General features: G+C 58.2%; 9 protein-coding genes. 2 read left to right on the plus strand and 7 right to left on the minus strand.

The features are described 5' to 3' along the window. Positions 1 to 35 precede the first annotated feature (35 nt). From HB676_RS17570 to HB676_RS17580, 3 genes are all read right to left on the minus strand, one after another. Positions 36 to 1,346: an HlyD family type I secretion periplasmic adaptor subunit gene (locus HB676_RS17570; protein ID WP_213739099.1), complete on the minus strand. Its 1,311-nt coding sequence runs from the start codon at positions 1,344 to 1,346 to the stop codon at positions 36 to 38. Then, positions 1,331 to 3,283 (minus strand): type I secretion system permease/ATPase, encoded by a 1,953-nt coding sequence (locus HB676_RS17575; RefSeq protein ID WP_275944947.1) that lies wholly within the window; start codon positions 3,281 to 3,283, stop codon positions 1,331 to 1,333. The genes HB676_RS17570 and HB676_RS17575 overlap by 16 nt, the downstream gene beginning before the upstream one ends. An 87-nt stretch (positions 3,284 to 3,370) precedes the next feature. Beyond that, positions 3,371 to 6,313, minus strand: coding sequence for an Ig-like domain-containing protein (locus HB676_RS17580; RefSeq protein ID WP_213739100.1), 2,943 nt, complete (start codon positions 6,311 to 6,313; stop codon positions 3,371 to 3,373). 1,222 nt (positions 6,314 to 7,535) lie between these two features. Between HB676_RS17580 and HB676_RS17585 the strand changes: the two genes are divergently transcribed. Further along, entirely contained in the window at positions 7,536 to 8,144 is a 609-nt protein-coding gene (locus tag HB676_RS17585) for a hypothetical protein (protein WP_213739101.1), read from the plus strand. 243 nt (positions 8,145 to 8,387) lie between these two features. Here HB676_RS17585 and HB676_RS17590 read toward each other — a convergent pair whose 3' ends face one another. The 4 genes from HB676_RS17590 to HB676_RS17605 all read right to left on the minus strand — a co-directional run bounded on the left by HB676_RS17590 (position 8,388) and on the right by HB676_RS17605 (position 13,022). After that, positions 8,388 to 9,353 (minus strand): glycosyltransferase family 2 protein, encoded by a 966-nt coding sequence (locus HB676_RS17590; protein ID WP_213739102.1) that lies wholly within the window; start codon positions 9,351 to 9,353, stop codon positions 8,388 to 8,390. A 4-nt stretch (positions 9,354 to 9,357) separates the two neighbouring features. Continuing rightward, complete coding sequence (locus HB676_RS17595; protein WP_213739103.1) at positions 9,358 to 10,839, minus strand: glycosyltransferase; 1,482 nt, start codon at positions 10,837 to 10,839, stop codon at positions 9,358 to 9,360. A 255-nt stretch (positions 10,840 to 11,094) separates the two neighbouring features. Further along, a complete protein-coding gene (galE, locus tag HB676_RS17600) occupies positions 11,095 to 12,096 on the minus strand; it encodes a UDP-glucose 4-epimerase GalE (RefSeq protein ID WP_213739202.1) in 1,002 nt (333 codons plus the stop codon). A 185-nt stretch (positions 12,097 to 12,281) separates the two neighbouring features. After that, the gene (locus HB676_RS17605; RefSeq protein ID WP_213739104.1) at positions 12,282 to 13,022 is read right to left on the minus strand and encodes a hypothetical protein; all 741 of its coding nucleotides are present in this window, start codon (positions 13,020 to 13,022) and stop codon (positions 12,282 to 12,284) included. Positions 13,023 to 13,540: 518 nt separating this feature from the next. Here HB676_RS17605 and HB676_RS17610 point away from each other — a divergent pair. Then, positions 13,541 to 14,317: an FkbM family methyltransferase gene (locus tag HB676_RS17610; protein ID WP_213739105.1), complete on the plus strand. Its 777-nt coding sequence runs from the start codon at positions 13,541 to 13,543 to the stop codon at positions 14,315 to 14,317. Positions 14,318 to 14,328: the final 11 nt, after the last annotated feature.

Genomic DNA, 14,328 nt, shown 5'->3' on the forward strand with positions numbered 1-14,328 from the left:
GAACTCACGACGGCCATTGGACAAGCCGCAGCCTGCTATCTTTCCTTCATTGCTCGCTCAGCCTGATCACGCAGCGGCTTGGTCAGATAGGAGAGCGCGGTTCGGCCTGGCGTCTGAATAAAGACATCGACCGGCATGCCGGGCACGAGCTTGGCTTCCCCCAGACGGGCGAGTTCTTCGGGCTTAAGCAAGACGCGCACCGTATAGAAGCTCGTTCCGGTTCGCTGATCCTGCGTGAGATCGGCCGAAACCATGCCCACTTCTCCCTCGACTTCCGGCGTCGTTTTCTGGTTGAAGGCTGCGAACCTCATGGCAGCGGTCTGGCCAACATAGACCTGATCGATATCGCGCGGGGCGATCTTGACCTCGACAGCCAAAGCGTCCGCATCCGGCACGATCAGCATGATCTGCTCGCCGGGCGATATGACGCCACCTATGGTGTGCACCGCAAGCTGGTGGACGCGCCCGTTCTGAGGTGCACGAATATCAATCCGGTTGAGCTGATCCACCGCGGCGATCTTGCGCTCGGCCAATTCAGACAGTTTCGAACGCGCCTCGATCAGATCCTTGCCGACCTCGGAGCGAAGATCCTGATCCACCTGAATAATTTGAAGCTCAATCTCGGCAATCTTGCCCCTGGCTTGTGCGGTCGCGCCAGAGAGTTGGCTTCGCTCACCATCGATGCGAGCGCCGTCGCGCTCAAGGGCGGTCAAGCGGGAAATCGGCACAAGATTCTTTTGCCAGAGCGTGCGAACACCCTCGAGTTCCTGATGGATGAAATCGACTTCCTTTTGCTTGGCCTCGGCCTGTCCGAGAAATCCTTTAATTTCCTCCTGCAACTGCGCGCGGCGCTCCTTGAGCTGCGATTTCTGTCCGCTCCGGGCCTGCCGGCGCAGATCGAAAAGCGATTGCTCGGCAGCGATCGCACGAGCTGCTTCAGGGCTGTCGCGGGTTCGATCAAGCAGCACCTTGGGGAAGACGATCTGATCCGAATTATCACGCTCGGTCTCAAGGCGCGCCTGACGAGCGAGCAATTCGTCGTAGCTTTTGGTGACGATGCTGGCATTCGCAAGGGTCTGTGTCTCATCGAGACGAACGAGAACATCCCCGGCCTTTACCCGATCGCCCTCCCGCACGCGTAATTCTCCGACGATGCCGCCGGTGGCGTGCTGTACCTTCTTGACACTCGAATCCACGACAACCACGCCTTGGCCAATCACGGCGCCGGTTAGCTGAGTCGTTGCGGCCCAACCGCCGATGCCAAATGTCACGAATGCGACGATGACTATGCCGACGATCATGTAACGCTGGATCGAATGCAGCGCCGGTGTCAGCTCGCGGTCCATCGCACTCTTCCCTGATTTTCAGCGACGACCTTGAGAGGCGCGGGTGTCCGCAAGACTTTCTTGAGAACGTCATCCTTCGGGCCAAACGACTGAACCCTGCCGTCGCCAACGACCAGAACATGATCGAGCGCATCGAGTGCCTTGGGACGATGAGCGATAACGACGACAATTCCACCGCGGCGACGGACGCTCATTATGGCCTCCGTCAATGCGTCTTCGCCCTCGGAATCGAGATTCGACGTCGGCTCATCGAGCACCACCAGAAATGGATTGCCATAGAACGCACGCGCAAGCCCGATACGCTGACGCTGTCCGGCCGATAGCGCCATTCCGGCTTCACCGATACGGGTCCCATAGCCGTCCGGAAATGACAGAATGAGATCGTGCGCGCCGGCCGCGCGCGTGGCCTCGAGTACCTTGGCCGGGGTCGCCTGCAGGTCAAACCGTGCGATGTTGACGGCAATGCTGCCATCGAACAGCTCGACGTCCTGTGGAAGATATCCGATGTGGCGGCCGAGCTCCTCTGAAGACCACTGCTCAAGCGACGCATTGTCTATTTTGATCTTGCCGCGCAGTTGCGGCCAGACACCCACCAGCGCCCGTGCCAGCGAGGATTTTCCGGAACCGCTCGGACCGATGATCCCAAGGCCGTCCCCGCTTTTTAGCTGGAAGGATATATCATGGAGGATCTGCTTCTCCGTACCCGGTGCCGTGACGTATATCTGATCGACCACAAGCGTCTCGGTAGGCGGGGGAAGCGCCAAAGGTTGTTCTTCTCTGGGCAACAGTTTCAATAGCTGGTCCAACCGATGACCCGATTGCCGGGCAGCTACGAAGCCTTTCCAGTTCGCGATAGCAAGTTCCACCGGAGCGAGCGCACGCGCCGTCAGGATCGAACCCGCGATGATAATGCCCGCCGTCGATTCCTGGTTGATGACGAGGTAGGCCCCCACAGCAAGCACCAGCGATTGCAGAATTGAGCGGAATACCTTCGACGTTCCGCCGAGACCACTGGCGACGTCGCTGGCGGCTTCGTGGGCAGCAAGGTACTTTTGATTGGCTTCCTGCCAGCGGAGGGCGGCTTGCCTCCGCATTCCCATGGCTTGCAGCACCTCGGCATTCCTGCGTCCCTCCGAAGCCAGCGAACCCCGCGATACCGCGAGACGGGAAAATGCCTTGGCCGGCCCCCGCGTTCGTATTTCGGTCAGAACAGTGATTGCAACCAGCACCAACGCCCCAATGAGAGCGGTGACGCCGATCCAGAAGTGAAAGACAAAGCAGATGCCAAGATAAATCGGCATCCAGGGAAGATCGAAAAGCGCGGCCGGGCCGCCGCTGGACAAAAAGCTGCGGACCTGGTCGAGATCGCGCAGCGGCTGCAACCCGTCACCATCGCCGCGCGTCCTCAACGGCAGACGGACCAGCGCGTCGAACACCCTGAGCCCCAGCTTTTCATCGAGATAGCGGCCGACGCGGGCGCTGATGCGGCTTCGGACCAGATCGAGCGCTCCCTGAAACACGTAGAGCACCGTTGCCAGCGTCATGAGCGCGATCAGCGTCGGGACGCTACGGCCCGGCAGGACACGGTCATAGACCTGCAGCATGAAGAAGGAACCGGTGAGCATCAGGATATTGCTCAGCCCGCTGAACGCGGCCATTCCCCAAAATATTCGGCGGCAGGATCGGAGAAACCCCGAGATCTCGGATTCCGGATCGTCATAGTCTGCTCGCGACCTTGTCCGATCGGCGAACAACACCCGCCGGACTGTTTCGAGCAACTGTCTCGGCCGTTCGGGAAGTTGCATCACCCACGACAATGGCCGCACACGGCCAGCAAGAATGCGCACGGCAGCAACAAAGACTGCCAGGCGGGATACTTCGATGTTCTGAATATTTCCAGGCAGGGGTATATCCCCCCGCCTTCCAAAGTCAGTCATGGCACACGCCCCCTTGAACCAGACTCTCCATGGGGGTTGCCCCCCATGGAAATGTGATCGTGGATACGAATATTGCGAAGCCCTCAATTATGCGAAGTGAAAGTCGTGATTGTTGAGAGCGCCCAGCTTGATGTTTTTCAACGTAAGTGAATCGTTCGCGCCCGCCGAAATAACAACATCCTGGCCGACCTGCGTTGCATGAGCGAGAACGTCAGCGAAGCTGTCGAAAACACTCTTGCTGAACTGGACCACATCGTGGCCTCGTCCACCCGCGATGAAGTCCTTGATGACGTCATTCCCGAAGTTCGACGCAAAGACGAAGGTGTCGGGATGTCCATTGCCAACGATGAAATTATCGCCCCCATTGCTCGTCAGGGTATTGCTGTGTGACGAGCCCAGGATCGCGCTGCCCGAAGTCGCAACGACGTGGCCAGTACTGTCGACCTCCTGCGCCTTGAACGTATGCACAGTGTTGGACACCGCAGAGGCCGTGGTGAAACTCCAGGTGCCATCGGCCGCCGCAGTTACTGAGCCCAGCGATGTCGTACCGTCGAACAGCTTGATCTGGCTGTACGCATCGGCCGTACCCTTGATTGTCGCCGTATGGTTCGAGTTCTCGTACAGGTTCGTGAAGTCGACTTCCGAAACCGGCGCGGTGACGGCCACTGCCTTTGCCGCGGAGGCGGCGCTGGTGTTTCCGGCGACATCGACGGCCTTGGATGTAAAGCTGTGATTGCCGTCGGCGATTTCGCCGGTATCGAAGTTCCACGCGCCGGCGCTGTTGGCGGTCGCCGTACCGATCTGCTTTCCGCCGTCGAAGATGTTGACCGTGCTGTTCGCCTCCGCTGTCCCCTTGATAAAGAGGTCGTCAACCGTCGTCGTGCTGCCGACGGCCGAGCCACCCTGCGTGTACAGAGCCATCGTGGGAGCGGCCGGCGCATGGGTATCGACGGTCACGCCAAGGACGGATGATGCAGCACTGGTGTGGCCGGACGAATCCGTGTCGGTCGCCGTCAGGCTGTGAGCGCCGTCGCTCAATGCGGAGGTGGTGAGTGACCACTGCCCGCTGCTGTTGGCGGTCGCGGTACCGACTTGCGTCTGGCCGTCGAACACCTTGACCGTGCTGCTTGCGACAGCGGTCCCGGTAAGCGTCAGCGTGCTGTCATTGGTGATGTGGTCGCCCGCAACTCCGCTGTCGGTGGAGAACGAGGCGATCTTGGGCGCGGCCGGCGGCGTCACCGAGCCGATCACGGGATCGAGTGCCTGCGAAAGAGCGCTCGTATTCCCCGCAGCGTCCTGGGCCTTGGCCGTCAGAGCTTGAGCTCCGCTCGCCAGGGCGGCTGTGGTGACGCTCCAGGCTCCCTTGCTATCCGCTGTCGTGGTGCCGACGGCTGTCGTCCCGTCGTAAACCGTTATCGTACTATTTGCCTCGGCTGTGCCAGACAACAACACGTGGTTGGTGTTGACTACGGAATCACTGACCAGAACCGGTGCGGCGGGAGCATGCGTGTCGATCGTGACGGTAAGTGCTGACGAAGCGGCGCTGCTCTGGCCAGAGGAATTAACCGCAGTCGCTGTCAGCGTGTGTTTCGCGTCGCTCAGGATCGCCAGAATGTCGGTCCAAGATCCGCTCGCATCGGCCGTCGTCGTACCAACCAAGGTGGAACCGTCAAAAACTTTTACTGTACTGTTTGCCGCGGCGGTGCCGGTCAGCGTCAGGATGTTGTCGTTGGTGATGCCGTCACCGACGACGCCGCTGTCCTGCGAGTAGGAGACGATCTTGGGCGCGGCCGGCGGCGTCGCCGAGCCGATCACGGGATCGAGTGCCTGCGAAAGGACGCTCGTATTCCCCGCAGCGTCCTGGGCCTTGGCTGTCAGAGCTTGAGCTCCGCTCGCCAGAGCGCTGGTTGTGACGCTCCAGGCTCCGTTGGTGCCCGCTGTCGCGGTACCGACCACAGTGGTTCCGTCATAGATCGTTACCGTGCTGTTTGCCTCGGCTGTTCCGGACAACAGGACGTGGTTCGTATTGACCACGGAATCGCTGACGAGAACCGGAGCGGCTGGAGCATGCGTATCAACAGTGATCGTCGCCGCGGAGGACGCCGCGCTGGTTTGCCCCGAGACCGTGTCGGTCGCGGTCAAGCTGTGCTTTCCGTCCGTCAGCGCCGCGGTGGTGTAAGTCCACGCACCGTTGCTGCCGACCGTTGTCGTGCCGAGCTTGGTGGTGCCGTCGAAAACCGCGACGGTGCTGCCGGCTACGGCGGTACCGCTCACGGTCACGGTGTTGTCGTTGGTGACGTGATCGCCCGAGGTGATAGCCGGCGCATTGGGAATCGATTGGGTCGGAGGCGGCGTCGTGGTGCTGCCGCCGCCTACCACCGCCTGCGGGGGGGCGATAAGTGCGCCCGGAACGAGTACACCATTCTCGATTGTTGCCCAGCGGACATTGTCCCACTCGGTGATGTTTAATTGGGCGCCACCATAACCGGCCGGAACGTAAATTAGGAACGGGTCATACGTAAATGAGCCCTGTATAAAATACACATCTTTGAGGGCGACGTTGTATGTATGACCGGCTCCTGCGTCCGCGTTAATGCGCAGACCGTACAGACCACCATCGAACACAACGTTGTCGAACGTGAATGTTCCACTGTAACTATCCGCAACGAAAAACCCGGCGTTATCATTGCTACTGTTGGTCATGATTGTTGTATTTGTGACGGTCACATTCCCGACGCCGCCGGGGGAATAGGCCTGAACACCATCGGCGTGATCGCCGGGCAGTCCCGTCGTTTCAATGAACGAATTATTGATGGTGATGTTTCCGTTGCCCCCAATGCGCAGACCTTCATTCGAATTAATACGGACGTCATTAAGGGTAGCCGAACCGTCGAGCAGTACGGACGCAATGCCGCCCTCGTCAGTAGTGCTGTAATTCGAAAGCGTCCCGCCATTTTTGATCTCGACCGCATTCGAATTAGTAAGACCGCTGAACAACGGATCATTCCAACTAAGAGGAATAGTTGCCATCTAGTTTTCTCCAGGTGCCCGCGGTTCAGTTTGTCCCCTGACCACGTTGCGGTTGAACTTAAAAAGCGACGTCTGAATGATTCCCCAGGTCACGCATGGAGGCTACAGCGGAAGGGTTCAAGAAGCTGTTCCTGAACCCGAAGAGATTAGGACCACTCCGTAAACTTCCGATCAACGATACCCTCGACGATACCCTAAGCACGACTCAGCCGACGCGGCGCCGATGGTTTCGTCTTGGTCGATTGGCAGAGGCTTTTTTGGGACGACATGACGGCTGACCAAAGGAATTCTTCGTCGCTTCGGCCAAAGTCTCACTGCGCAAAATTAAATGCACAGTAAACCTTTAAATCCACTCAAGAATTCCGCTCGGTGTACCCGAAAAGCCACACAGAGAAAAAATCAACATACACGCAAGGATATATGCGGCCGGCCACCTTCCCCCATCCGATTCAGCCCCTCCGACGCCACAGGTATAACGGCTCGCCAAGAGTGCCAGACGCTATTCGCGGAGAAAAAATCAGGATAACCGATGTCGATGATTTAATAAATAACACGCGAGGATTTAATATATAATACATGATGAGGCGATCAATTTACTTCGCAGGATCAAAAACCACCTGTCGGACTTCTTCTCGATTTGGTTGCCGTTGGGCGATATTAGAGGGGACGTCGACATGCCGGCGAAACCCTCCGCCACCGGGGCAAGTTCAAATCTCGGACGCAGGTTTAGATCTCGATGGGGATCGGCGCACGATCAACCGAACTGTCGCGGCCCGCGCGCCGCATCCGGCGGCCCCTCTCTTTTCCTTTGCACCGTCCGCAAATCCACCAAGCGGACTCTGCCAGCCGACCAGGAGCCTGTGAGCACGTAGCGCGTTGCGATCAGTAGTCCGGCTCCTAAAATGGCAGATGCAGCGCGACCCCGCAAAGCGCCAGGCATAGAGAGATGCGAACGACCGTCAGGTCGAGGCCTGGGCACCTTCGCATGCGACCCCCGACAGCCCCCGCCCAAGTTTCCAGACAGCAACGCCAAAATATACCGGGCAATTGGCCATATATTCTTCTTGCTTCGGCCCATCGACAACCCCAATCCTAGGACACGGGTTCACCCTTCGGACGAATTCCTGTTCTGGTGGGCGTGCGCAGCTTTAAATCGACGGCATCCTTCTGCACCCCGCCCATGGGCCCATTGGAGGTACGATTAATGTCATCAGATATAACAATGTCAGCAATGGCCATCCAACCCCAACCCTCGGCCAGTCAGTATAGCGCCGCAGGTGTGGAAGTGATCGACGACTATCTGAACAAGGTCGAGCAAGAGCGGATATATGAGTTCTTGCGCGGCCCCGGTTGGGGCTACGGCGCGCGTTCACACATGGGCGACGACGCCAGCCGTTATTGGTACAAGCATTACGCCGGGTTCTGGGAGGTGCCGACCGCAGGACTTGATCACCATGTGCAAGCCGAGCAGGAGCTGAAGCAGTATCCACTGGTCGAAGCAATGTGGCAGAAAGTGCGCGGCCGGTCGCGGCTGCTGCGCTGTTACGCCAACGGTTATCCGTTTGGCGCCGAGGGCGGCGTTCACAAAGACTCGTTGGCGGCCGAGCACTATACGGTGCTGTATTATCCGCATCTAAATTGGCATCCAGACTGGGCGGGCGAGACGTTGTTCTTCAACGAAAGCGGCGATGATCTGCTGTGCGCAGTGTACCCCAAGCCGAACCGACTTGTGAGATTTCCCGGTTCAATCCCGCATGTGGCGCGTGGCATCTCGCGCCTGTGCCCGGTGTTGCGCATCACGCTGATGTTCAAAGTCTCATCGGCGAACTAACCGACCAGAGCCTTATCGGTTCTGATTGAATCAGAACCGGGCTCGGCGACCGGATCGCCGCGTTCGGCTCCGAGATCAACTCGCTCCCGAACGGCGACGGGATAATCGAGCATAGTGTTGCTAACTTCACCAATCTCGATGAGCTCATGGTCGAGACCGTCAGCAAAGCAGAGACAGACACCAAAGCGACGCTATCTGTTGCCCGCATGAGTCAGCGGCGAAGTCATGACCTGATCTCGACTTTCAAGGTGCTGCGCTCGCGGAAGGTTGCCGGTCGGGATATCCCTTGATCCAGTCGTGGCGCTCGCTCCAAACCTTACCCCAACCCTCAGCTTCCGATCGATCCGACCTGAGCCTGACTCTGGCAAGCAGTGCACGCAGACCAACGCCAGCAAGAAGTTCAAGAAGAACGAGCTGCTTGCGCCATCCATCGAAATGGTCGCGCACCAGTGTGGCCTTGCCCTTGAAAAGGAGAAGCAGCTTGTCCGCTCGCGTCGCAGACGCCTTGCCGACATCGTGGACGATACAGGCCTCCGGGCAGATGATTGGACTAAATCCAGCCTGCCGGGCGCGGAAGGCAAGGTCGGCATCTTCGCCATACATAAAGTAACGTTCGTCGAACCCGCCGAGCTCCAGCCACGCATCGCGGGGTGCCAGGAGAAGGCAACCGGTAATGATGCCGACCTCGCGAACAGTATCGCGACGCCAGTCGGCCATAGATTCGGGATCGAACCATCGCGAGTGACGAAAGATCGTGCTTAAACCAAGAGCGAAGCAGGTCATACTCCAGACAGTCGGGAGCGCCCAGCAAGATGACAGCTCAAGCATACCATCGCGCTTGACCGCTCGTCCGCCATATAGCCCGTGGCCCGGACGCAACCGGGCAAATTGCACCAGGCGCTCGATTGCATGATCGAGCACGACCGTATCGGGATTTAGCAAGAGCAGGAATTCTGCGTTCGCACGGGTCGCGGCCAGGTTCACGCCTCGTGCGAACCCGAGATTTTGTTTCGCTTCGATCAACTCGACTTCGGCGAAGCCGGAGCGGATCATATCGACCGAGCGGTCAACTGAGCCATTGTCAACCACGATCACTTGCTGTCTGAGGCTACCGCACTGTTCGTACAAAGACTGCAGGCATTCGTCGAGCAACTGCTCGGTATTGTACGAGACAATGAGAACGGCGACGTCGGCGGGCGGAGTAATCAAGGGGCTATCCAGCGCGCTTCGGGCGCGGCCTTATTGGTCGGGCAGGTGCACCAGCGCAGATCATGTTTGCCGGCAGGTCGCGCGTAACTACCGATCCAGCACCAACGATGCAGCCCTCGTCTATTGTAACCCCTGCGGTAACAACCGCGTTGGCGCCAATCCAGACCCCGTCGCGAATCACGATATCGCGTTCGTTCTTGGGCTGGAAAGCAGGGGGCGTGCCCTCCACCAAACCATAATCCGACGCCGTGACAACTGTTCCGGGGCCTATCATCACATCATCGCCCAGCGTTATGCGACCAGTCTCGTTGCCGGCCCAGAGGCAAACGTGCTCTCCGACGTGGCAGCGGCTTCCCAACGTGATTCTCTCTCCGTTTGCTATCGACACATTCGGCGCAAAGACCTGACCGCTCCCCATCTTGATCTTACGCTTCTCGCGTACATGCTTGTAGCTATAGAAATGGAGGATGCGCAACGAATGTAGCCACGTCATCGGGTCCAGCATTGACCTGACACCGTTGGAAATTTTGCCGAGCATGCTTGGCATCGGCTGCTCTCCCGTTGTCCGTGGCGTGGCCGAAAGAGAAGTACGGCTGGTTTCGTCTCGCTCCCAGCCACGATCACCCCGCTGCTCCTTGCGAGTCGCAGCGAACGCGGCCATTTTCGTGACGACGGCATATACTATCAAATCCCAAACCCTTGCGCGCCGTCGACGTACCAGGTCCATGAGTGATATTCGGCGGGCGCGGCCGGGAAGCCGACCGAATCGCTTATCGAGTTCGCGCTGGCCGACTATTGTGCGCGTACGCCGTCTGACAAGTCCTTGGACCGTGCGCGGCGGTCGCACGAGAAACTGGTACGAGTTCGAAGTTACGCGTTCACCAGTTTCGAACAGGTCGTGCACATACTGATCGTCATTGGTTATCGCGGGAAATACACCAATGCGCGCATGCCCGGCGGCGGAAATCACGTAGATACCGGAACCCACGAGATTATCGGTGAACCAAGGCGTTTCACACCACACACGATAGAAGGATCGAACGATAGCCGGACATCCGTCGAAATCGATCGTCGCTCGCGGCGCGCCAACCAGCGCACCTGTGCGATCCATTTCTTCCACCACGGATCGGATGGCTCCAGTGCTTACTGCGATGTCTGCGTCCAAATACGCGCGGGGGAACACCGTTGCAGCTTTATCGCCCGCATTGAGAGCAGCGTGCTTGGAGGCCTCGGAAATTTCAATGACGCCGACCCGATTGCCATAGCCTCGCGCAATTTCAACGGTGCGATCAGTGCAGCCGTTGGCGGCGACAATGATCTCCAGCTCGCCAGCTTCGGAGTCCGCCAGCAACGTGTCGAGGCACCGCGCCAGCACCTTCTCCTCGTTATGCGCGGGAATGACGACGCTAAGAGCAGGCGCCAATTTCGGCAACTTGCCAATGTGACCTTGCATATTTTCGACGCGAGCGAAGGTCGATCCGTACATTAAATATAGATCCTAAAACCAATGGCTTGCTTTTAATTTTGCGACGCCAATATACCGTTATCAACGGTCGAAAGCGATAAAATAATAGTAATAAATAATAGCAATAAATAATAATGGTAAATCGGCCCACGCCACCGCTGGAGGCGCATTGGCGTCCGCGAAACCTCTATCGACTGTTGTATGCCCCTTAGGCCTCAAACTCGATTTCTTAAAGAAACCATTTGCTCGCGCATGGTGAAAGGCCGAACAGTTCCCTTATTTATTTAAAACGTTCGACTGACGGGACATCAGATTCTGCTCCCACGACAGTGCATGATGAACAATGGTCTCGAGATCGTCATAGGCAGGTGTCCATGACAGTATACTCTGGATAGTCCGCACATCCGCAACGATTGCGGCCGGGTCGCCCGCTCGCCGCGGCTGCATTGTGACCGCGAAATCGAGGCCGGAGACGCGCTTCACGGCTTCGACGACCTCCCGAACGGAATAACCGTGGCCGTACCCGCAATTCATCAGCGTGCTCGGGCCGCCCTCCCGCAAGTAACCCAATGCCCCAACATGAGCGCCAACCAGATCGCTGACGTGGATGTAGTCGCGAATGCACGTGCCGTCAGGCGTCGGATAGTCCGTGCCGAAGATCGCCATGTGATCGCGAGCGCCGAGCGCGGTCTGTACTGCGACCTTGATCAGATGGGTCGCCGCACGGGTTGATTGGCCGGTACGGAGTTTCGGGTCGGCGCCAGCAACGTTGAAATAACGCAGCACGACATATTTCAGACTGCTTGCGGACCCCGCATCCTGCAGCATCCTCTCCGTCATGAGCTTCGAGGCACCGTACGGCGACATCGGTTGGGGGATCATGCCCTCGCTCACCAGTGGCCCTTGCGGATTGCCGTAGACGGCAGCCGTCGAGGAGAACACGAAATAGTTGACGCGGGCCTGAACCGCCGCCTTCAACAACACCAGAGAGCCGGCCGTGTTGTTGGTGTAATAGCCCAAGGGGTTGGCAACAGAATCCGGCACGACTGAGGAGGCTGCGAGATGCACAATTGCCTGTACCCGGTACTCGGACAAGAGTTTTGCGACCAGCACGCCGTCGCCGATATCCCCGACCACGAGCTGTGCCGTTGCAGGGACCGATTCTCGAAATCCGGATGATAGATTGTCGAGCACGACCACGGATTCTCCGCGGTCGGAGAGTTCATGCACAATATGACTACCGATGTAGCCTGCGCCACCCGTCACCAATATCGTCATACCGAGCACCGTGCTTGAACGCGAAAAGTTTTTATACCGTCGGAACGCCCACGGCGCCATGCTTGGCTTGCGGAATCAGAAGCGTCTGCGACCGCAAGATCTGGCCGCCGTACCGAACACCGGGTTGGAGATGGCCGAAGCAAGGTGTCTTTTCCAGATGTAACAGACGCCATTGTCACTGCGCCTCAAAATGGTTTGGGAAAGGCCACGCCCGGGATCAGTACGCCATCCACGATCGTTGCCTTGCGCACATTGTCCCAGAGTTGGATGGAATTCCTGTGGTGGCCATAATCTCCAAAAAGATATGGCCCGTATTGGAATGGAGGAACGAAGAACACGTTCTTCAACTTGATGATATTGTCGCCACCAGTATCGGGGTGAACGCGGAGACCATAGTTGACGCCGCCTCCGATAAAGGCGACGTTTTCCAGGTCGATCGTCCCGGTCCAGTTATCCGCAATGAACAGACCGACATTTGCCGCCACGCTGTGCGTGACAATCGCAGTATTGGACACCCTAAGCGTTCCCCGGCTTCCCGGCGAATAAGCCTGGATGCCGTCGGCATGGTCGTCCCCAACACCAAGTGCCTCCAGGTAGCAGTTGTCGATCAGGAATGAGCCGCTACCGCCAATACGGACGCACTCTCGGGAATTGACCCGACAGGTCCGGATTGTCCCACCGTCACGCAGCACAATCGATGCGATATTGCCCGTCTCGGTGATGCTCTTGTTACTTAGCGCTCCGCCGGTCGCAATCGTTACTGCGCTCGAGGCAGCATTGCCGCTGAACCGAGCGTCGTTGTAGTTCAGCGGAATAGTATCAGCGGGGGCGGAACCTGAAGCGTCATGCGATACTTGTTGTGACCATGCGGCAGGCGGCAACATGGACGCCGCACCGATGGATCCAATGAATTCACGCCGTCGCATGCGTGCCACCCTCCAACGACCACGCCAAAAGCGGACTCAGATTGCCAAATTCCGTATCTACTGAGTGATGCAATTGGCCGCACGCGAAGCCGATCGCGTTCGCGTAATCATGCCATGGGACGCGGGTCAATGGCTAGGGCTGATTCCAAAACTGCGCAACTGCGTCTGATCTCGGCCGGCGTAAATTCCTTATCCAAGCCTCCGGAGGCCGCTGGCCGGCCGACATGCAAGCGGCGTCCCCCGCAGTGCCCGGCCCTGCCGAAGCGGCTCCAGACGCAGTCCGCCACCTTGTAGGCGTACAGGGCGGCCAGCACCAATCTGGACGCGCAGGTTGGGCTCTACCGGGTCTTGAATTGCCTGGCGATCGGTGGCGAGCAAGAATCAAATCTGGCACGAAAATACTGTCGCGTGAGGCGATTGCTCGTTACTGTACGCCATACGACACGCACGGGGCGTTTTGCCTTGCTGCGCTTTGCCCTCGAGGCGAGAACAGATCAACCCTTTTTTGGGGATGAACAATGAGCATTTTAGACGGTCTGCGTTTCTATCATGACGAGTTCGGTATTGGCGGAGTGGTCGCTATCACAACGGCGCGCCTGACTGGAAAACAGAAAACGGTTCAAGTCGACACACCGGGGATAAAGTATCCGGTCACCTTGAGAATCGGCACGTCCGACCACCGGGTGTACCGGGATATATTCCAGCGCCACGAATACCTGCTAGCCCCGCCCAATGAGCCCAAGACGATTATAGACGCCGGCGCGAACATAGGCCTGACCTCGGTATACTTCGCTAACCGCTGGCCCAAGGCCCGCATCATTGCCATTGAGCCTGAGCCATCGAACTACGCCCTGCTTCTAAAGAACGCGCAACCCTATCCGCAGATCACGCCCGTGCTTGCAGCCCTGTGGAAGGAGTCGATAATGCTTAACCTGTTCAATCCAGGCAAAGGCGAATGGGCGTTCCAAACGGAAGTATCCGCCGACGGTAAGACGCGCGGGATGACGCTGGATGAGGTGATGCAGACCTACCAGCTAGACAGCGTCGATCTGCTGAAAATAGATATCGAAGGGGCGGAAAAAGAAGTGTTCGAGAACGCCTCGTGGGTCGATCGCGTTGGAACCCTGGTGATTGAGATACACGACGACCTGAAGCCCGGAGCCATGGCCTCGGTCCTGCAGATCAAAGACCACTTCCCGCATATCTACAATAACGGCGCAAACACCTGGTGCATGCAGAGGAAAGAAACGCCACGACCAGCAATACCAATGGTCCGCAAGGGAAGGATCCTTTAGACGCACAGACC

Origin of the sequence: Bradyrhizobium sp. dw_411 (genome assembly GCF_018449695.1) — a bacterium.
Classification (GTDB): Bacteria; Pseudomonadota; Alphaproteobacteria; order Rhizobiales; family Xanthobacteraceae; genus Bradyrhizobium.